This window comes from Novosphingobium sp. fls2-241-R2A-195, assembly GCF_030209485.1.
Classification (GTDB): Bacteria; Pseudomonadota; Alphaproteobacteria; order Sphingomonadales; family Sphingomonadaceae; genus Novosphingobium; species Novosphingobium resinovorum.
This window is the reverse complement of record NZ_JARVRY010000001.1, coordinates 1-20,036: the sequence shown is the minus strand read 5'-3', so window position 1 is coordinate 20,036 and position 20,036 is coordinate 1. Positions and strand designations below refer to the sequence as shown.

Sequence of the window (20,036 nt, the reverse complement as noted above, 5' to 3'; positions counted from 1 at the left end):
CGCGTGTTGGGATAGCGCACCAGCTGGGTTCCTGCCTGCGCGGGAATGACGACAGGGTGTTAACTGCCGATTGAAGCGATTCCGCTGCATCACTCTTCCCAGTCATTCCCGCGAAGGCGGGAACCCAGCTGGTGGCCCCTCCGATGCGCGAAACCTTCGATCCATGCACGTACCTCCTCGCGTCACATCGCAACGGTACGCTCTATGTCGGAGTCACATCGAATCTGCTTCGTCGCCTCCATCAGCACCGCGAGGGCTTGATCGAAGGGTTCACGAGCGACTACGGCGTGCATCGACTGGTCTGGTTCGAGCGGCACGCGACGATTGAAAGCGCGATCCTGCGCGAGAAGCGGATCAAGACGTGGAACAGGGCGTGGAAACTCGCCCTGATCGAACAGGCCAATCCCGATTGGCGCGACCTTGCGGTGGATTTCGGCTTCGTGCCGCTGCCACCGCCCCGGATCGTCAGGGGATAGGGCATCAGATGGGTTCCCGCCTTCGCGGGAATGACGAGTTTTTGGGGTTTAGTATCGTGCTCGATTTTGATCAGGTGATCTCGGCGATCGAAGGTGCCGAAACGCTCGAGGCTCTCGAAGCGCTGCGCATTCAGTATCTGGGCAAGGCGGGCGAGATCACCGGGCTGATGAAGCGTCTGGGCGGCATGTCGCCCGAGGAGCGGCGCGAGATGGGGCCGCTGTTCAACGGCTACCAGCGCGACGCCAACGCCGCCATCACCGCCCGCAAGGACACCCTCGAAACCGCCGCGCTCGACGCGCGCCTTGCGGCCGAGACGATCGACCTCTCGCTCCCTGCGCCCGCCACCCCGCGCGGCGCGGTCCACCCGGTTTCGCAGGTGATGGACGAGCTGGCCGAAGTCTTCGCCGACCTCGGTTTCGCGGTCGCCACCGGGCCGGAGATCGAGGACGACTGGCACAACTTCACCGCGCTAAACATGCCCGAAAGCCACCCGGCGCGCGCGATGCATGACACCTTCTATTTCCCGGACCGCAACGACGACGGCCGCGAGATGTTGCTGCGCACGCATACCTCGCCGGTGCAGATTCGCTCGATGATCCAGCAGGGCGCGCCCATCCGCATCATCGCGCCGGGCCGCGTCTACCGCTCGGACAGCGACGCCACGCACACGCCGATGTTCCACCAGATCGAGGGCCTCGTCATCGACAAGGGCATCCACCTCGGCCACCTGAAGTGGACGCTGGAAGCCTTCCTCAAGGCCTTCTTCGAGCGGGACGACATCGTCCTGCGCCTGCGCCCCAGCTACTTCCCCTTCACCGAACCCTCGATCGAGGTGGACGTGGGCTATTCCAGCCAGGGCGGACGCCGCGTGGTCGGCGGTTCGGGCGATGCGCCGGGGCACGCCTGGATGGAAGTGCTGGGGTCAGGCATGGTCAACCGCCGCGTCATCGCGGCGGGCGGCATCGACCCTGACGAATGGCAGGGCTTCGCCTTCGGCATCGGCGTCGATCGCCTCGCCATGCTCAAGTACGGGATGGACGACCTGCGCGCCTTCTTCGACGGCGATGTGCGCTGGCTCTCCCACTACGGTTTCTCCGCCCTCGACGTGCCGACCCTTTCGGGCGGCGTCGGCACACCGGCCTAAGGCGGGAAGGATTTAAGACATGAAGTTCTCGCTCTCCTGGCTCAAGACCTACCTGGAAACCGAAGCGTCGATCGAGCAGATCGCCGCCACGCTCAACGCCATCGGCCTCGAAGTCGAAGGCATCGAAGACCCCGCCGCCAAGCTCGAAGGCTTCCGCGTGGCGAAGGTCCTCACGGCTGAAAAGCACCCTCAGGCGGACAAGCTGCAGGTCCTGACCGTCGATACCGGCGACAAGGTGCTCACCGTGGTCTGCGGTGCGCCCAATGCGCGCGCAGGGTTGGTCGGCGTGCTCGGCCTGCCGGGCGCGGTGGTGCCGGTGAACGGCATGGCGCTCAAGGTTGCGGCCGTGCGCGGCGTCGAATCGAACGGCATGATGTGCTCCACGCGCGAGCTGGAGCTGGGCGAAGACCACGACGGCATCATCGAATTGCCTGAGGACGCGCCGGTCGGCACGCCCTTCGCGCAGTATCACGGCGCCGATCCGGTCATCGACGTGTCGATCACCCCGAACCGCCCGGACTGCATGGGCGTCTACGGCATCGCCCGCGATCTCGCGGCAGCGGGCCTCGGCACGCTGAAGCCGATCGTCGCGCCCGAGGCCGCAGGCACCTTCCCCTGCCCGGTCGAGGTGCGCACCGATGATACCGAGGGCTGCCCGGCCTTCTACGGCCGCGTCATCAAGGGCGTGCGGAACGGCCCCTCGCCGCAGTGGCTGCAGGATGCGCTCAAGTCTGCGGGTCAGCGCCCGATCTCGGCGCTGGTCGATGCGACCAACTACGTGATGCTCACGTATGGCCGCCCGGCCCACGCCTATGACCTCGCCAAGCTGACCGGCGCCGTCGTCGCCCGCCGCGCGAAGGACGGCGAGACGGTCGAGGCGCTGAACGAGAAGACCTACACCCTCGACGCCGAAATGACCGTGATCGCCGACGGCAGTGGCGTCCACGACATCGCAGGCATCATGGGCGGCCAGCACTCGGGATGTGGCGATGCCACCACCGACGTCCTGCTCGAAATCGCCTACTTCGATCCCGAGCGTATCGCCAAGACGGGCCGCAAGCTCAACCTCACGTCAGACGCGCGCGGGCGGTTCGAGCGCGGGATCGACCCGCAGTTCCTCGACACCGGCCTTGCGCTGCTGACGAACCTGATCGTCGAGCTGTGCGGCGGCGAAGTGTCCGAGATCGTGCGCGCGGGCGCTGCTCCGGGCACGCCCAAGATCGTCCACTTCGCGCCCTCGCTGGTCGAGAAGCTGGGCGGCGTCACCGTCACGCCCGGCGAACAACAGCGCATCCTCGAAAGCCTCGGCTTCTCGGTGGTGGAAGCTGACGACTGGGCCGTCACGGTTCCCGGCTGGCGCCCCGACGTCGATGGCGCCCCCGACATCGTCGAGGAAATCGTGCGTATCCACGGCCTCGACAAGGTCGAGAGCGTGCCGCTGCCGCGTGCGGACGGCGTCGCCAAGCCCACCGCCACCCCGGCGCAGGCGCTGGAGCGCCGCGTCCGCCGTGCCGCTGCGGCGCGCGGGCTTCAGGAAGCCGTCACCTGGTCGTTCCTGCCCGAGCCCGCCGCCGAGGCTTTCGCCGAAGGTCCGCTGTGGGTGCTCGCCAATCCGATCAGCGAGGACATGAAGGCCATGCGCCCTTCGCTGCTGCCGGGCCTGCTGATGGCGGCCAAGCGCAACCTCGATCGCGGGGCGGCCTCGCTGCGCCTGTTCGAGATCGGCCGCCGCTATCTCCGCGGTAACGGCGGGGCGAGCGATGAACGGCTGACGCTGGGCGTCGTCCTTGCTGGCGAGAAGACCACGCGCGGCTGGGCGACCGGCAAGGCGACGGCGTTCGACGCCTACGATGCCAAGGCCGAAGTGCTGGCCCTGCTGGCCGAGGCTGGCGCTCCGGTCGACAAGCTGCAGGTCATGGGCGAAGCTGGTCCCCAGTTCCACCCCGGCCAGTCGGCGACGCTGCGCCTCGGCCCCAAGACGGTGCTGGCGCGCTTCGGCATGCTGCATCCGAAGACCGCGAAGCAGTTCGACGTCGATGGCCCGGTGGCGGTCGCCGAACTGTTCCTCGACGCCATTCCCGGCAAGAAGGGCACGCCCGGCTTCGCCCGCGTCTCCTACGCGCCCCCGGCGCTGCAGGCAGTGACGCGCGACTATGCGTTCCTCGTGCCTGCAGAGCTGCCCTCGGGCGATCTCGTGCGGCTGGTGCAGGGTGCGGACAAGGCCAACATCGTCGCCGTGCGCCTGTTCGACGACTTCCGCGGGAACGGCGTGCCCGAGGGGCAGAAGTCACTCGCGCTCGAAGTCACGCTCCAGCCGGTCGAGGCCAGCTACAAGGAAGCCGACCTCAAGGCGATCAGCGAAAAGGTGACCGCCGCCGCCGCCAAGCTGGGCGCGGTGCTGCGGGGGTGATCGTCGTCCCGGACTTGATCCGGGACCGCTGGCGGTCTTTAGGTGAGCGCTGGCCGTGAGCCGCCCCGCCGCAAGGTGGGTCGTTCACGGCCGGCGATCCCGGCTTTCGCCGGGATGACGATAGGGGACTGACGTGGACTTCGTGACCATCTCCTCCGGCGATCTCACCGCCCGGATCAACCCGCTCGGCGCCGAACTCTGGTCGCTGACCGACAGTTTCGGCCGCGAATACATGACCGATGCCGACCCGGCGTTCTGGAGCGGCCACGCGCCGCTGCTGTTCCCGATCGTCGGGGCCTTGAACGGCGACACCTACCGGCTGGACGGCGAGGAATACCGCCTGCCCCGGCACGGGTTCGCGCGCAAGTCGGTGTTCGAGGTCTTGGAAGCGGGCACCGATCGTGCGCTTTTCCGCCTGACCGACAGTCCTGAAACGCGCGCGGTCTATCCGTTCGCCTTCATGCTGGAGATGGCGTTCCGACTGGAAGGCACAGCCCTGTTCACCGAGGCGCGGGTGCTCAACGCCGGCGATGCCCCGTTGCCCTTCAGCCTGGGCTTCCACCCCGGCTTCGCATGGCCGCTGCCGGGAGGCGCCACCAAGGCCGACCACGTGGTCGCCTTCGAACAGCCCGAACCCCAGCCGATCCGCCGCATCGACGGTCCCACCGGACTCCTGTTGCCCGAGCCTGTGGCATCGCCGGTCGAAGGCCATATCCTGCCGCTGGACGCCGCGCTGTTCGAGGAGGACGCGGTGATCTGGGACCGCCTCTCCAGCCGCGCGCTGACGTACGGCGCACCGGGCGGGACACAGCTCGCCATCGCCTTCCCGGACACCCCGATGCTGGGCATCTGGCAGAAGCCCGGCGCGGCTTACTTGTGCATCGAACCGTGGCAGGGCCATGCCGACCCCCTTGGCTTTACCGGTGATTTCCGCGAAAAGCCGGGCGTGATCACGCTGGCGCCCGGAGAGGCGCGCAGCTTCCGTATGGACGTCACCGTCCTCTCCGCAGATTGAAGGAATCCCCCATGAAGACCGTACTTGTAACCGGCGCCACTTCCGGTATCGGCGAAGCCTGCGCGCGCGCTTTCGTGAAGGCCGGATGGCGCGTGATCGGCACCGGCCGCCGCGCCGAGCGGCTTCAGGCGCTGACGGACGAACTGGGTGCCGACCGCTTCCACGCCGCCGTCTTCGACGTGCGTGACGAAGCCGCCCGCGACGCCGCGCTCGATGCGCTTCCGGCCGATTTCGCCGCGATCGACTGCCTCGTGAACAACGCGGGTCTCGCGCTGGGCGCGGCGCCCGCGCAGGCAGCCGACCTCGCCAACTGGAAGACGATGATCGACACCAACGTCGTCAGCCTGGTCTCGCTGACGCACAAGCTGCTGCCGGGCCTGATCGCGCGCAAGGGTGGGATCGTGATGCTGTCCTCGGTCGCGGCGACGTATCCCTACACCGGCGGCAACGTGTACGGCGGCACCAAGGCCTTCGTGCGCCAGTTCGCGCTCGGCCTGCGCTCGGATCTGAGCGGCACCGGCGTGCGCGTGACCTCGATCGAGCCGGGCATGGTCGAGACCGAATTCACCGTGGTCCGCAATGGCGGCGACCAGGCCGCGTCAGACACGTTCTACGCAGGCGTCAACCCGATGACCGGCGAGGACATCGCCGAGACCGTGCTGTGGGTCGCCACCCTGCCCGCGCACGTCAACATCAACACGCTGGAACTGATGCCGGTGAACCAGTCGTTCGCGGGCTTCCAGATCGCGCGGGAAAATTAAAGCGTGCTCGCCTCGTAATTTTATCGCCGTCAGTCCCGCGAAGGCGGGAACCCATCTCCTGACGTGGCAGATTGAACCATCATCAGATGGGTCCCCGCCTTCGCGGGGATGACGAATGGTGTTTCAGCCAAAGACGATGGCATTCTAATCCGCAGGCAGCACCGCCAGCAGCAGGTCGCGCGCGGCATTCGCCTCGTGCACCTGCTCGGAGCTGCCGCCCTTGTCGGGGTGCACCAGCGCGATGCGGCGGCGGTGCGCCTCGACGATCTCGCGCCGGTCGGCGCCCGCGTCCACGCCCAGCAGCGCCCGCGCCTGCGCCGTCTCGAAGGACGGCCCCGCGACCTTGCGCTTCTTTTCCCAGGGCCAGCGGCCGATGAGCATCCGGCAGACGATGCAGCCGAGCGCGACCAGCCAAAGCAGCTTGATCATGGGCCTTCCCGTCAGCTCGCGGCGGCGAAGGCCGTTTCGGACTCCCGCCGTACCGGCACCGGCAGGTTGAGCCCGGCGACCAGCCCGCGCAGTTCCTGCCGCGCGACGAGGTGACTGGTGCCCAGATCGCCCAGAAATCCCTTGTCGAGCAGGGTCAGGCCCGAGGGGAACAGCTCGCGGAAGATGACGCGCTCGGACAGGCCCGCCGCGACGCGGAAGCCCGCGCGCTTGGACAGTTCCTGAAGCGCCCCGTCGATACGCCGCATATTGCGCGCCTCGACATGCTGGACGCGGTTGCGCACGACGACCCAGTCGAGTTCGCGGCGGCCTTCGTTGATCGTCTTGAGGCCGCGCTTCTTGCGCGCCTCCCACATGACTTCGGCATAGAACGAGAGGCGCTTGACCTTGAAGGTCTCGCTCTCGACCTGGCCGAGAAGATCGAAGTCGACGAAGCTGTCGTTGAGCGGGGTGACCAGCGTGTCCGCCGTGGTCGCCACGTGGCGGGCGAAGGGATCGTCGCGGCCGGGCGTGTCGAAGACGAGGAAGTCGTAGCCCTCCGCGATCTGCTCGGCGAGATCGTCGAGTTCGCCGATGTCGTCGCCATCGTAGACCGCGAAGCGCGCGCCGGGCAGCGCGATCTCGCGCTTGCGCTCGGTCTCGATGCGGTTCTCGAGGTAGCGGTAGAGCGTGCGCTGGCGGTGGTCGAGGTCGATGCAGGCGACATTCGCGCCCTGGTAGGCGAGCGCGATGGCGACATGGACGGCGGTGGTGGACTTGCCGGTGCCGCCCTTCTCGTTGGCGAAGACGATGCGATGCGCTGTCACGTGACCGTTATCCTGCTCGCGGGACCGGTCGCCCGGCCCGACGTTGAAATCATTGCCCCCGCAGGTGCGCCGGGGCTAAGGCCCAAACGCACCTTTCGGTCGCGCCCATCATACCGGAGCAGCCAAGCCCAATGCAAACCGTCCACGCCCTTGATCCACTGCGCAATGCCGTTGCCGAGCTTCGCAAGACCGGTCAGGTCGCGCTCGTGCCCACGATGGGCGCACTGCATGACGGCCATCTGACGCTCGTGCGCGAGGCGAAAAGCCGGGGCGCGGCCGTGGTCGCATCGATCTTCGTCAACCCGCTCCAGTTTGGTGCGAACGAGGATCTCGACGCCTATCCGCGCCAGCTTGCCCGCGACTCGGCGCTGCTGGAAGCCGAAGGGGTGGACCTGCTCTGGGCACCCACGGTCGAGGCGATGTACCCGGCCGGCTTCGCCTCCAACATCTCTGTCGCCGGGGTCAGCGAGGGCCTGTGCGGCGCGTCGCGGCCCGGCCACTTCGACGGCGTCGCCACCGTGGTGTGCAAGCTGTTCAACCAGGTCATGCCCGACATGGCCCTGTTCGGTGAGAAGGACTGGCAGCAGCTGGCCGTGGTCCGCCGCATGGCGCGCGACTTCGACCTCACCCGCCCCGCCGCCGACGCGATCCTCGGCGTGCCGACCGTGCGCGAGGCGGACGGGCTCGCTATGTCCTCGCGCAATGCCTACCTCTCTGCCGATGAGCGCCGGACGGCGGTGGCGCTGCCGACCGCGATGCGCACCGCCATCGCCGCGATAGAGAGCGGCGCGGACGTGCCCGCCACCCTCGCGGCGCTGGAGGCGGAGATCGTCGCCGGGGGCTTCCGTTCGGTGGACTATGCCGAACTGCGCGATGCGGATGATCTCGCCGTACTGAGCACCCGGTCAGACCGGCCGATGCGCCTCATAGTGGCGGCACGGATCGGCCCCGCGCGGCTGATCGACAACATGGCGGTAAATCCCTCCTGACGTTGTATTTGCGAAAGATTCTCACAGACATCGTCATTTGTTCGTGCAAGAGTGACGGCATAAGGAGTTCGTCGCCCTGGGGATTGGGCACATCGCGCGTCTGCGCGAGACAATAGGGAGCACTACTGATGAAGACGTTCGTTTGCGCGCTGGCCGCGCTCACCACCCTTGCGGCCACCCCCGCCCTCGCCGACCAGTCCTCGGGTCGAAAACTGCAGGAAAAGGGCCAGCAGTCGATCCCCGTCTGCCGCAAGAACCTGGGCACCGTCGCCATCATCGAGCCCGACACCCAGTGGTGGCGCGAACTGAGTCTGGGCAGCCCCGAGGCGATCCTGCGCGTCTTCGTGCAGAAGTCGGGCTGCTTCACCATGGTCAACCGCGGCCGCTCGCTGCAGAACAGCGCCATGGAGCGCGCGCTCGCCGAACAGGGTGAACTGCAGAAGGGCTCCAACATCGGCAAGGGCCAAATCAAGGCGGCGGACTATTTCCTGCAGCCGGACATCGTCTCGACCAACAACAATTCGGGCGGTAGCGGCATCGGCGGCGTGCTGGGCGGCGTCGGCGGCCTGTTCGGGCGCGGCGTGGGTGCGATCGCCGGTGGTCTCAACGTCAAGAAGGGCGAGGCGAACGTCACCCTCTCGATCGTGAATTCGCGCACCACCGTGGAAGAGGCGCTGACCGAGGGCTATGCCCGCAAGTCCGACGTCAGCTTCGGCGCGGGCGGCGGCGGCTTCTTCGGCGGCACTTTCGGTGCAGCAGGCGGCGGCGGCTACCAGAACACGCAGATCGGCCAGATCATCGTGCTCGCCTACCTTGACGCCTACACCAAGCTGGTCACCGAGCTTGGCGGCCTGCCTGTCGATGCCTCGGCGGCAGCGCCCAAGGCGCAATAACTATATTTAACTCGTGGAAGTGTTGACGCGCACTTGTCGCAACATATCCTGCAGACCTCGGAATAGCGCCTTTGCTTGATTCCGATATTGCCAGGGGCACAGGAGTTCATCGATGAAAAAGTTCGCGATCGCAGCAGTCAGTGCTGCCCTGGTTTTTTCGGCCACGGTAGCAAATGCGGCCATCGAAACGGTCCCCGGCAATCTGGACACCGGTACCGCGCGGAGCTTCTGGAGCTTCTTCTTCGGTTGAATTGCACCAGATGGAAAAACAAGAAAGGCGGGCAAAAAAGTGCCCGTCTTTCTGAAAAAGATGGACCAGGAAACGAGACGCAAGCCACCGACCCAATAATAACAAGCATTGTCAGGCGACGGTGGGCCACCACGCGCTTATTAATAGCTGCAATAGATAACGATAATCACTTGGCTGTGAAAGCGGCATGATGGTTGGAATGAATATCCTCTACATTGAGGACGATATGCGCGCAGCGTCCCAAGTAAAGGAGCTTGCAGTCGGGGCCGGGGACGCACTCACATGGTGCGCAACCGGCAACGAAGGCCTCAAACGCGCCGGCGCAGAGCGGTTCGACGTCATCATCCTCGACCGCATGCTTCCTGACTTGGACGGCATCACCATCCTGTCTCGCTTGCGCGAGAGCGGGGTCGGCACGCCGGTCCTGCTACTCTCGGCGCTCGGCCGCTCGACCGACCGCGCCGAAGGGCTGGACGCCGGGGCCGACGACTACCTCGCCAAGCCCTTCGAAGGTGAGGAACTGCTCGCCCGCCTGCGCGCGTTGCACCGCCGCTCTTCCGGCCGCGAGCATTCCGCCGTCATCCTCTACGGCGCCTTCGAGTGCCACGTGAAGGCCCGCACCGCCTTTCGCGACAATCGCCACCTTGCACTCAGCCCCAAGGAATTCGAGCTTTTCCGCCACTTCATGGAGAACGCAGGCGAAGTCCTGACGCGCGAGATGCTGCTACGCGACGTGTGGAAGATGAACTTCGATCCGCAGACCAACGTGGTGGACGTCAACATCGGCCGCCTGCGCCGCAAGCTCGAAGAAGGTTTCGACAAGCCCGCGCTCGAAACCATCTGGGGCTCCGGCTACAGGTTGCTGGACGGGCGGTGAGCGGGCCCTTCATAGCGTCATCGGTCCGCGATCCGCTGCCAAGCTACGTATGCCCATGAAGCGGCTGGCTTTCATCCGTAATTCGATTTTCGCTCAGATCGTCGTCTGGGCGATCGCCACGGCCGCGGTGATCACCTTCGGGCTGTGGCTGTTGACCAACGCCACGATCGAGCGCTCCAACCGGCAAGCGCTGGAACGGGCTGTCGACGTCGATCTTGCTGGCATGGTCGACATCTACGCCAGCGGCGATCGCGACGAACTCGGCAAGCGCATCAAGGACCGCCTCGCACTGCAACCGCGCAACGGCGATCCCGCGCACTACCTCCTCGCCGATGCGCAGGGGAAACCTATCGCCGGAGACCTGACCCAATGGCCGGGGCTGCATGCCGGCATCTCCGAGGCCGCCGACATCCGCATCGAGGGCGGCGAACTCGCCTTCGCCCGCGCCACCCAACTCGGCCCCAACCTCAAGCTGCTGGTCGCGCACGAGTATCGCGACCTTTCCATGCTGCTGCGGCAGGTGGCACTGGTATTCCTCACCGGCGGCGTGCTGGCGACCTTGGCGGTGGCGCTTGGCGGCTGGACTGCAGCGCATCGCCTGGCAGGAAGGCTGGAACGGATCAACGCCGCCTTCCGCCAGCCCGACGACGCAGCGCTGCAGGAACTGGCACGCGGCTCGGCCGGGCATGACGAGATCGACGAACTGGCCGCCCACTCGGGCAACGCCCTTGGCCGCCTGAAACGACTCGCCGCAGCCCACCGCGAAACGACCGACCATGTCGCGCACGAGATGCGCACGCCGCTGATGCATCTCGACAACAGGCTGGTGAAAGCACTCGCCGCCACGCCCGATGCCGAGACGGCCGCGCGTATCGCCGATGCTCGTACCGAGATCCGGGGTATCATCCGCATGCTCGAATCGCTGCTGGACATCGCTGCCAGCGAGGCGCGGCGCGGCGATCGCCATGGCCTCATCCCCGTGGACCTGAGTTCCCTGTCCGCCCGCCTCGGCGAACTCTACGCCGACAGCGCCGAGGAATCCGGCCACCGGCTAATCCTCGACATCGAGCCCGAAGTCTCGATCGCGGGCGAGGAAATGTCGCTTACCCGGCTGATCACCAACTTGCTGGATAACGCCTTCAAGTTCGTACCTCCCGGCGGTACGGTCCGCCTCACGCTGCGACGAGGGCCGTTGCTGATCGTCAGCGACGACGGGCCAGGCATTGCCGAAGACCAGCGCGACAGGATTTTCCAGAAATTCGCCCGCGGCGGTAGTTCGCTCGGCACCGAAGGAGCAGGCCTCGGCCTCGCACTATGCCGCGCGATAGCCGAACGGCATCATCTCGAAATCTCGCTCGCCCCCAGCGAAAGAGGCGCCTGCTTCACTATTGCACCGGAATTCAGACGATGATCGCTTCGGGCGGCGACGCAAGGTCGTGTGGCAGGCATCTAGCCCCTCTCTTCACTCGCGATGATGAGGGCATCGGGGGTTTATACGGCGTCCCGTCGGCACGGTGAGCACGCTTACAGCGTAACGCCGCGCTTCCAGATACCGATGGCGCGTTCGTCGTTACTCTCGTTGCGCGCCGGTTCCCCGCTCGCGACGGCGATGATGCGGTCGAGCAGCAGGGCCGCCGCGCCCGCCATGCCCTTTTCCAGCACCAGTCCGGCATCGAAGTCGATCCAGCCCGGCTTGCGCTCGGCCAATGAATGGTTCGAGGCGATCTTCATCGTCGGTACCGGGCTGCCGAGCGGCGTCCCGCGCCCTGTGGAGAACAGCGTGATCGTCGCCCCCGCTGCCGCCAGCGCGGTGGTGGAAACGGCATCGTTGCCGGGCGCTTCGAGCACCGTCAGTCCCGTCGTCGAAATCCGCTCGCCATAGCCGATCACGTCGCAGACCGGGGCAAGCCCGCCCTTCTGCACGGCGCCCAGGGACTTTTCCTCCAGCGTGGTGATGCCGCCCGCGATGTTGCCGGGGCTGGGGTTCTCCGAAACCGGCTCGCCGTTCTCGATGAAGTAGCGCTTGAAGGAATTGACGAGGCCCGAGAGCTTGTCGAACACCTCTTCGCTGGTGGCACGTTCGAGCAGCAGGTTCTCGGCGCCGAAGATTTCGGGAATTTCCGTCAGGATCGCGGCACCGCCCGCGTCGGTCACCGCATCGGCCATCAGACCGATCAGCGGATTGGCGGTCAGTCCGCTCATCGCGTCCGAGCCGCCGCATTTCACGCCCAGCCGCAGCTTCGAGAGCGGCACGTCCTCGCGCCGGTCCTCGGCCATCAGGCCCAGCAGTTCGTCGATCAGCGCTTCCCCGGCGGCGAACTCGTCGCTTTCCGACTGCGCGCGCAGCACACGCAAGCGATCGCGGCGGTCGTCGGGAATGCGCTTGAGCAGTTCTTCCAGCTGGTTCGATTCGCAGCCGAGACCCAGCAGCAGCACGCCGCCCGCGTTGGGGTTGAGCGCCAGCGAGGCGATCACCGCCGCCGTGCCATCGAGGTCCGCCCCCAGCTGCGAGCAGCCGAACGGGTGATTGAACGCATGAACGCCATCGACGTTCGCGGGCGACCGCAGGTTGCCCTTCGCCGCCAGCCGCTCGCCCAGGCGGCCGACGCAGCCGACCGTGGGCAGGATCCACAATTCGTTGCGGGTGCCGACGCTGCCGTCCGGCCGGACGTAGCCCCGAAAGGAGCGCGAAGACTGCGCCGCGTGCTCCTCGACCCGCGCGCCGGAGAAGGCATAGGCTTTCTCGCCCGAAAGCGCGGTGTGGACGTTGTGGACGTGGACATGCTCACCCACCGCGATGTCGCGCGTGGCAAGGCCGATCGGCGCGCGATAGCGACGAACCGGCGAACCCGCGGCAACAGGCATGACGGCGAACTTGTGGCCAGCCGGAATCGCATCACTGAGGCAGATCGTCTGACCGTCCACAACGACTTCCGCGCCTGCCTCAAGCGGCTCCAGGGCGACGGCGACGTGATCCTCGGCGGAAATCCGCATCACGGTGACAGGTTTGGAAAGCGTTTCGACCATGGCCCGCCGATACAGCATTGCCAGCGCTGGCACAACTCGGTAATCGAGCCGCAAACGCACTCTTCCGAGGAGTCCCAAGGATGCCCAAGCTCTCGCTGCACCCCGATCGCCTGCTGCCGGCCGACCCGACGACGCGCGCCATCGCCCGCGAACTCTATGCCGAAATCGCCGGCCTGCCGATCGTCAGCCCGCACGGCCACACCGACCCGGAATGGTTCGCCACCGACGCGGCCTGGACCAATGCGACCGAGCTGCTGCTGGCCCCGGACCACTACCTGTTCCGCATGCTCTATTCGCAAGGCATCGACCTCGACGCGCTGGCCGTCCCCCGCAAGGGCGGCGTGATGCCCGCCACCGACCCCCGCGAGGCATGGCGCCTGTTCGCGGCGAACTGGAAGCTGTTCCGCGGCACGCCATCCAGCATGTGGCTGCCCCACGTTTTCGGCGAAGTCTTCGGCATCGACGTGGCGCTGGATGAGAGCACTGCCGACTTCTACTACGACACCATCGGCGAGGCCCTCGCCTCCCCCGCATTCCGCCCGCGCGCGCTGTTCGAGCGATTCAACATCGAACTGCTCGCCACCACCGAGGGCGCGGGCGACGACCTGAAGCATCACAAGGCGATTCAGGCATCGGGCTGGCAGGGCAAGGTCGTCACCACCTATCGGCCGGACTCGGTGATCGACCCCGAGCATGACAGCTTCGCGCGCGACATCGTGCGCTTCGCCGACCTGTCCGGCGAAAACGTCGAGAGCTGGACCGGCTACCTCGCCGCGCACCGCAAGCGCCGCGCCGACTTCCGCGCGATGGGCGCGACGGCGACCGACCACGGCTTCGTCACCGCCCGCACCGCCAACCTCTCGACGGTGGAATGCGAGGCGCTGTTCGCCAAGGTCATGGGCGGGAAAGCCGACGCCGACGAGGCCGAGCTGTTCCGCGCACAGATGCTCACCGAAATGGCGCGCATGAGCGTGGAGGACGGTATGACCATGCAGATCCACCCCGGCTCCACCCGCAACCACAACGCCCGCCTCTTCGCCAGCCACGGCCGCGACAAGGGCGCCGATATTCCGCGCGCCACCGAATATGTCGAGGCGCTGCGCCCGATGCTCGACCTCTTCGGCAACGAGCCGGACCTCAAGGTCATCCTCTTCACCCTGGACGAGACGACCTATGCGCGCGAACTCGCGCCGCTGGCGGGGCACTATCCGTGCCTCAAGCTCGGCCCGGCATGGTGGTTCCACGACAGCCCCGAAGGCATGCGCCGCTTCCGCGAGATGACCACCGAGACGGCAGGCTTCTACAACACCGTGGGCTTCAACGACGACACCCGCGCCTTCCTCTCGATCCCGGCGCGCCACGACGTCGCGCGGCGGATCGACTGCGGCTTCCTCGCCCGCCTCGTCGCCGAGCATCGCATGGAGGACTGGGAGGCTGCCGAACTGGCCCACGAACTGACCGTCGGGCTGGTGCGAAAGGCCTACGGCCTCGAAGCTCCCGCGCGCGAGGTGGAACCGGCGTGATCCGTCTTTCGCAAAACAGCATCACCGCCCTCCCCGCAGGCGTGAGCCAACCGCAGTACGACCGCTCTGCCGTCAAGCGCGGCGTCGTCCACTTCGGGCCGGGCGCGTTCCACCGCGCGCATCAGGCCGCCGCCTTCGATACGTTGCTGGCGCAAGACCCGCGCTGGGGACTGACCGGCGTGAGCCTCAATTCGCGCGGGGTGGCCGACGCGCTGAACCCGCAGGACGGGCTCTATACGCTCGCCCTGCTGGACACCGAGGTCGCGTATCGCGTGATCGGCTCCATCGGTGGCGTTCTCACCAAGGACGATCCGGCCGCGATCCTCGGCGCGCTGACTCATGCGGACACTCGCATCGTCAGCTCCACCGTGACCGAGAAGGGCTACTGCCTCGGCGCGGACGGGGCGCTGGACTTCGCGAACGCGGCCATCAAGGCGGACCTCGATGCCTCTCGCGTCGCCAACTGGACGCCAGGTTCGTTCACCGGCTGGCTGGTGCGCGGACTGCAGGCACGCCGTCTTGCCGGGCTCCCCGGCGTGACCGTGCTGTGCTGCGACAACCTCACCGACAATGGCCGCAAGCTTGAGGCCGCGACGATCGCGCTGGCTGAGGCGATCGATCCCGACACCGCCCGCTGGATCGCCGACAATGTCGCTTTCCCGAACGCGATGGTCGATTCGATCACCCCCGCCACCGACGATGCCCTGCGCGCCCGCGTCGTGGCGGCCACCGGGCTGGAGGACGCCTGGCCAATCCAGCGCGAGCGTTTCACCCAGTGGGTGATCGAGGACCGCTTCGCAGGCGAACGTCCTGCGCTGGACGTGGCAGGCGTGACATTCGCCAGCGAAGTGCGCCCGTTCGAGAAGGCTAAGCTGCGCCTGCTCAACGGCGCGCATTCGTCGCTCGCCTACATCGGTCTTGGTCGTGGGTTGGAGACGGTCGGCGAGGCCATGGCCGACAGCGAACTCGCCGCTTTCGCCGAACGGCTGATGCGCGAGGACATCGCGCCGTCGATCGCGCCGCCCCCCGGGCTCGACCTCGCCGGCTACATCTCCGACGTGCTCGCCCGCTTCCGCAATCCCGAGATCCGGCATCTGCTGTCGCAGATCGCGTGGGACGGGTCGCAGAAGTTGCCCTACCGCCTGCTCGACACCACGCGCGAGGCGCTCGCGGCCGGGCGGCCGGTCGAGCGGCTGGCGCTGCCGATCGCGGCATGGCTGCGCTTCCTTGCAGGCGCGGCGCGGGACGGCCAAACGATCACCGACCCCCTCGCCGCTTCGCTGCTGGAGCGTGCGGGCGACTGGCGCAGCGTACTGGCGATGCACGAGGTGTTCGGCGATCTGGGTTCCGACGGACGGTTCGTCGGCGCGGTGGAAGCCGGGCTGGCGGCACTGGAGGCCGGACGGCTGGAGCCGGTGGCGGCGTAAGCACCTCCTCGACCCCACACACCTCGTCATTGCGAGCGCAGCGAAGCAATCCAAGGCAGTTCTAAGCCGCCCTGGATTGCTTCGCTGCGCTCGCAATGACGAATGAGGAGAGGATCATCACCCAAGTCTCAACGGCAATCAGACCGAAGGCGCAGGCCCCGTCGATTCCGCCGGAACCACGCGCAGTTCCACCTCGAACGGTTCCGGCGCCTCGCCGCCCTCGATCCGCGCGATGAGCCGCTCTGCCGCCGCTGCCGCCATGTCGCCGAAGGGCCGCAGCACCGAGGTCAGTGCCGGGCTCAGCATCCGCGTAAGCAGGCTACCGTCGAAGCCCACCACCGACAGCCCCCCCGGCACCGCGATCCCCCGCGCCGCCGCGACCTTGAGCACGCCCGCCGCCATGATGTCGTTCGCCGCGAAGATGCCCGTCGGCCGCTCGGCCAGCGCCAGAAGCTGTTCCGCCCCGGCCACGCCCGAGGCGAAATCGTAGTCGCCCGGCGCTTCGGCCACGCTGGCCCCGGCGCGCGTCGCCTCCTCGATGAAGCCCGCGCGGCGCTCCATGGCCGAAGCCGTATCGGCGGGACCGTTGACGATGCCCAGCCGCCGATGCCCCAGATCGAGCAGATGCCGCGCGACTTGCGCGCCTGCCGTCCGCTCCTCGCTGACGATGACGTCGGTAAAGCCAGCGATCGGCACCGAAGACAGCGCCGCGACCGGCACTTGCGCCTCGGCCAGAGCCTCGGCCAGACCCGGCACGCCCGAAACCGGCGGCAGGATCACCAGTCCGTCCACGCGCGACCGCTCGACGAAGCCCAGCACGTCGCGGATCGCCGCCTCGGCCTCCAGCGGGGTGGGGTGGACGATCACCTCGTAGCCGCGCGGCGCGGTCAGGGCGACGACGCCGCGCTGGATGGAATCGAGCACCAGCGCGTTGCGGTCGTTGTGGATCAGCCCGATCAGGAACGAGCGCCGCATCGCCAGCGCCCGCGCCCGCGGGCTCGGCCGGAAATTGAGCGCGGCGATCGCGGCCTCGATCCGCAGCCGCGTCTCGGCATTCACCTTGGGCGACTTGTTGAGCACGCGGGATACGGTGCGGATCGACACCCCGGCAGCGGCGGCCACGTCCTCGATGGTGGGGTCGCCGTCGCGCGCTCTTGCAGGGGTTTCGTGCATCCCTAGGCTTGTATGGCCTGCGCTGGCACGATCAAGCGTTCCTGCAATTTTCATTGACACCTGCCCCACAAATGATAGCGCTAGCATAAATCAAAGCAGAACCGGAGAGAGCCATGAAGTTCGACCGCCGAGAGGCCCTGTTTACAGCGGGTAGGGCCGCAGCGCTGGGCGCAGCAGGCGGCGCGGCATCGCTGACGGCGCTGGCAGGCAGCGCGAGCGCAGCCACGGCCGCCGCATCCTCGCCTGCAAAGCCCGCTTCGGGCGGCGCCTCGAAGTATCGGCGCGGCTTCGACGACCAGCGTATCCCGGATCAGGGCAACGGCACGTACCTCAACCCGCTGATGGCGGGCGACCATCCCGACCCGACGATCGTGCGGGACGGGAAGGACTATTACATGACCTTCTCGACCTTCGATTCCTATCCGGGTCTGGTCGTGTGGCACTCCGCCGACCTGATCAACTGGCGCCCCCTCACCGCCGCGCTGACGAAGAACCTCGGTTCGGTCTGGGCGCCGGACATCAGCAAGCATGGCGGCCGCTTCTTCATCTACTTCACCGTCAAGGCCACGCCCAACGCACAGTACGTGGTCTGGGCCGACAAGGCGGAAGGCCCGTGGAGCGAACCCGTCAGCCTCGGCCTGCCCGACCATATCGACCCCGGCCACGCGGTCGGAGAGGACGGTTCGCGCTGGCTGTTCCTTTCCGGCGGCGACCGCATCCGGCTTGCCGAGGACGGCCTCTCCACCGTCGGCGCGGTGGAACACGTCTACGACCCCTGGCACTACCCGGAGGACTGGGACGTAGAGGGATTCTCCCCCGAAGGCCCCAAGATCGTGCGGCGCGGTGAATACTTCTACCTCGTCACCGCCGTGGGCGGCACGGCCGGTCCGCCGACCGGGCACATGGTGATCGCCGCGCGCTCCAAGTCGATCCACGGCCCTTGGGAGAACTGCCCGCACAACCCGATCGTGCGCACCACCGACTTGTCGGAAGCCTGGTGGTCGCGCGGACACGCCACGCTGTTCGAGGGGCCTGCCGGGGACTGGTGGTCGGTCTATCACGGCTACGAGAAGGACTTCTGGACGCTCGGCCGCCAGACCCTGCTCGATCCCGTCAGCTGGACCGCCGACGGCTGGTTCCGCATGGAGGGCGGCGACCTGTCGAAGCCGATCCGCACACCCAGGGGCGGCCGCAAGGCGGGTCCGCACGGGATGCCGCTGTCGGACGATTTCTCGACGCTGGAGATCGGGCGGCGCTGGAACTTCTTCAAGCCCTCGCCGACCGAACGCGACCGCGCGCGGGTGGCGAACAACACTTTGCACCTGACCGCCAGCGGCAAGGCTCCGGTCGATTCCTCGCCGCTGCTGCTGATCGCGGGCGACCAGGCCTACGAATTCCAGTGCGAGATCGACATCGACCCCGGCGTCACTGCGGGCCTGCTGCTGTTCTACGACCAGCAGCTCTACTGCGGGCTGGGCTTCGACGCGGCCAAATTCGTGACGCACCAGTACGGCATGGAGCGCGGCCGCCCGGCCAACTACCACGGCCGCAAGATGCTGATGCGGGTGCGGAACGATCGCCACATCGTCGCCTTCCACACCAGCGGCGACGGCGGGAAAACGTGGAAGCGCTTCGACCGGGGCATGGAAGTCTCCGGCTATCACCACAATGTGCGCGGCGGCTTCCTGATGCTGCGGCCGGGTCTCTACTCGGCCGGACAGGGCGAGGCACGCTTTAGCAACTTCAAGTTCAAGGCTTTGTAAGTGATCGTCGTCCCGGACTCGATCCGGGACCGCTGGCCGTGACCAGCCCACACAGCTTCAGGGCGCCCGGCACGGCAGCGCCCGCCTAAAGACAGGCACCGGTCGCGGGTCGAGCCCGGGACGACGACGGCCCCAAAGACGAAAAGGACGAACGGCATGACCTCGCTCGATATGCTCCCCGCCGACTGGAAGGACGGCCTGTTCCTCGGCCGCCTCGACTTGGGTGAGGGTCCGACGCCGGTGCTGCTGAGCGGCGGCGCGGCCTACGACATGAGCCGCATCGCGCCGACCGTGGCCGACCTCGTCGATGCAGGCGCCTTCGATCCCGCGCAGGGCAAGGCCCTTGGCGCCGCCGAGGACGTTCTGGCCCGTGCCACCCTGCTCAGCCCGATCGACCTGCAGTGCGTGAAAGCGGCGGGCGTGACGTTCGCAGTCTCCGCACTGGAGCGCGTGATCGAGGAACGCGCGCGCGGCGATGCCGACAAGGCGCAGGCGGTGCGCAGCGGGCTCGAGGAGCGCATCGGCGGCTCGATCCGTTCAGTCGTGCCCGGCAGCCCCGAGGCGGCGGCGCTCAAGGCGGCGCTGATCGAGGACGGCATGTGGTCGCAGTACCTCGAGGTCGCGATCGGGCCGGATGCGGAAGTCTTCACCAAGTCGCCGGTGCTTTCCACCGTGGGTTCGGGCGCGGCGATCGGCGTGCGTTCGGATTCGGGCTGGAACAACCCCGAGCCGGAAGTAGTCATCCTTTCCGACGCACGCGGCAAGGCCGTGGGCGCGACGCTCGGCAACGACGTCAACTTGCGCGATTTCGAAGGCCGCTCGGCGCTGCTGCTGGGCAAGGCGAAGGACAACAACGCCAGCTGCGCGATCGGCCCGTTCGTGCGCCTGTTCGACGCGGGCTACACCGTGGCCGACGTCGAGAACGCGCGGGTGCTGCTGCGCATCGAGGGCACCGAGGGCTTCCTGCTCGAAGGCGAGAGCCGCATGTCGGAAATCAGCCGCCCGCCGCTCGACCTGCTGCGCCAGTGCTTTTCCGAGCATCAATACCCGGACG

The 20,036-nt window shown here is 67.3% G+C and carries 18 protein-coding genes; 14 read left to right on the top strand and 4 right to left on the bottom strand.

The window, feature by feature from the left end:
* Window positions 1–143 precede the first annotated feature (143 nt).
* The 5 genes from QRN25_RS00090 (at window position 144) to QRN25_RS00070 (ending at window position 5,807) form a co-directional block, all read left to right on the top strand.
* Entirely contained in the window at window positions 144–476 is a 333-nt protein-coding gene (locus QRN25_RS00090; RefSeq protein ID WP_036529909.1) for a GIY-YIG nuclease family protein, read from the top strand.
* A 56-nt stretch (window positions 477–532) separates the two neighbouring features.
* Window positions 533–1,621, top strand: a complete 1,089-nt coding sequence (pheS, locus tag QRN25_RS00085; protein ID WP_037518961.1) for a phenylalanine--tRNA ligase subunit alpha — start codon at window positions 533–535, stop codon at window positions 1,619–1,621.
* A 19-nt stretch (window positions 1,622–1,640) separates the two neighbouring features.
* A complete protein-coding gene (gene pheT / locus QRN25_RS00080) occupies window positions 1,641–4,031 on the top strand; it encodes a phenylalanine--tRNA ligase subunit beta (protein ID WP_285016595.1) in 2,391 nt (796 codons plus the stop codon).
* Between the two features lie 133 nt (window positions 4,032–4,164).
* Window positions 4,165–5,046 carry an aldose 1-epimerase family protein gene (locus QRN25_RS00075; RefSeq protein ID WP_285016592.1) on the top strand — a complete coding sequence of 294 codons (882 nt, stop codon included), beginning with the start codon at window positions 4,165–4,167 and terminating at the stop codon, window positions 5,044–5,046.
* Window positions 5,047–5,057: 11 nt separating this feature from the next.
* Window positions 5,058–5,807 (top strand): SDR family NAD(P)-dependent oxidoreductase, encoded by a 750-nt coding sequence (locus tag QRN25_RS00070; protein ID WP_271180779.1) that lies wholly within the window; start codon window positions 5,058–5,060, stop codon window positions 5,805–5,807.
* 144 nt (window positions 5,808–5,951) lie between these two features.
* Here the strand turns inward: QRN25_RS00070 and QRN25_RS00065 are convergent, their stop codons facing one another.
* Window positions 5,952–6,236, bottom strand: coding sequence for a J domain-containing protein (locus tag QRN25_RS00065; RefSeq protein WP_036529901.1), 285 nt, complete (start codon window positions 6,234–6,236; stop codon window positions 5,952–5,954).
* An 11-nt stretch (window positions 6,237–6,247) separates the two neighbouring features.
* Window positions 6,248–7,060, bottom strand: a complete 813-nt coding sequence (locus QRN25_RS00060) for a division plane positioning ATPase MipZ (RefSeq protein ID WP_008829605.1) — start codon at window positions 7,058–7,060, stop codon at window positions 6,248–6,250.
* A gap of 131 nt (window positions 7,061–7,191) precedes the next feature.
* Between QRN25_RS00060 and panC the strand changes: the two genes are divergently transcribed.
* The 5 genes from panC to QRN25_RS00035 all read left to right on the top strand — a co-directional run bounded on the left by panC (window position 7,192) and on the right by QRN25_RS00035 (window position 11,480).
* Window positions 7,192–8,049: a pantoate--beta-alanine ligase gene (gene panC, locus QRN25_RS00055; protein ID WP_285016577.1), complete on the top strand. Its 858-nt coding sequence runs from the start codon at window positions 7,192–7,194 to the stop codon at window positions 8,047–8,049.
* A 128-nt stretch (window positions 8,050–8,177) separates the two neighbouring features.
* Window positions 8,178–8,942 carry a CsgG/HfaB family protein gene (locus QRN25_RS00050; protein ID WP_271180775.1) on the top strand — a complete coding sequence of 255 codons (765 nt, stop codon included), beginning with the start codon at window positions 8,178–8,180 and terminating at the stop codon, window positions 8,940–8,942.
* A gap of 112 nt (window positions 8,943–9,054) precedes the next feature.
* Complete coding sequence (locus tag QRN25_RS00045; protein ID WP_271180774.1) at window positions 9,055–9,192, top strand: hypothetical protein; 138 nt, start codon at window positions 9,055–9,057, stop codon at window positions 9,190–9,192.
* A 190-nt stretch (window positions 9,193–9,382) separates the two neighbouring features.
* A complete protein-coding gene (locus QRN25_RS00040) occupies window positions 9,383–10,069 on the top strand; it encodes a response regulator transcription factor (RefSeq protein ID WP_271180772.1) in 687 nt (228 codons plus the stop codon).
* 55 nt (window positions 10,070–10,124) lie between these two features.
* A complete protein-coding gene (locus tag QRN25_RS00035; RefSeq protein WP_271180771.1) occupies window positions 10,125–11,480 on the top strand; it encodes a sensor histidine kinase in 1,356 nt (451 codons plus the stop codon).
* A gap of 113 nt (window positions 11,481–11,593) precedes the next feature.
* Here the strand turns inward: QRN25_RS00035 and QRN25_RS00030 are convergent, their stop codons facing one another.
* Window positions 11,594–13,114: a UxaA family hydrolase gene (locus tag QRN25_RS00030; RefSeq protein WP_285016573.1), complete on the bottom strand. Its 1,521-nt coding sequence runs from the start codon at window positions 13,112–13,114 to the stop codon at window positions 11,594–11,596.
* Between the two features lie 62 nt (window positions 13,115–13,176).
* Here QRN25_RS00030 and uxaC point away from each other — a divergent pair, with 62 nt between their 5' ends.
* Together uxaC and QRN25_RS00020 are read left to right on the top strand one after the other, a co-directional pair.
* A complete protein-coding gene (uxaC, locus tag QRN25_RS00025; protein ID WP_285016571.1) occupies window positions 13,177–14,619 on the top strand; it encodes a glucuronate isomerase in 1,443 nt (480 codons plus the stop codon).
* Window positions 14,616–16,046: a mannitol dehydrogenase family protein gene (locus QRN25_RS00020; RefSeq protein ID WP_285016570.1), complete on the top strand. Its 1,431-nt coding sequence runs from the start codon at window positions 14,616–14,618 to the stop codon at window positions 16,044–16,046. The genes uxaC and QRN25_RS00020 overlap by 4 nt, the downstream gene beginning before the upstream one ends.
* Window positions 16,047–16,184: 138 nt before the next feature.
* On the opposite strand, the gene QRN25_RS00015 is transcribed toward QRN25_RS00020, so the two are convergent.
* The gene (locus QRN25_RS00015; protein ID WP_285016569.1) at window positions 16,185–17,219 is read right to left on the bottom strand and encodes a LacI family DNA-binding transcriptional regulator; all 1,035 of its coding nucleotides are present in this window, start codon (window positions 17,217–17,219) and stop codon (window positions 16,185–16,187) included.
* 113 nt (window positions 17,220–17,332) lie between these two features.
* Here QRN25_RS00015 and QRN25_RS00010 point away from each other — a divergent pair, with 113 nt between their 5' ends.
* Together QRN25_RS00010 and QRN25_RS00005 are read left to right on the top strand one after the other, a co-directional pair.
* A complete protein-coding gene (locus QRN25_RS00010; RefSeq protein ID WP_285016568.1) occupies window positions 17,333–18,982 on the top strand; it encodes a family 43 glycosylhydrolase in 1,650 nt (549 codons plus the stop codon).
* A gap of 156 nt (window positions 18,983–19,138) precedes the next feature.
* Window positions 19,139–20,036 (top strand): fumarylacetoacetate hydrolase family protein (locus tag QRN25_RS00005; RefSeq protein WP_285016566.1); only part of this gene is annotated, 898 nt, incomplete at its 3' end.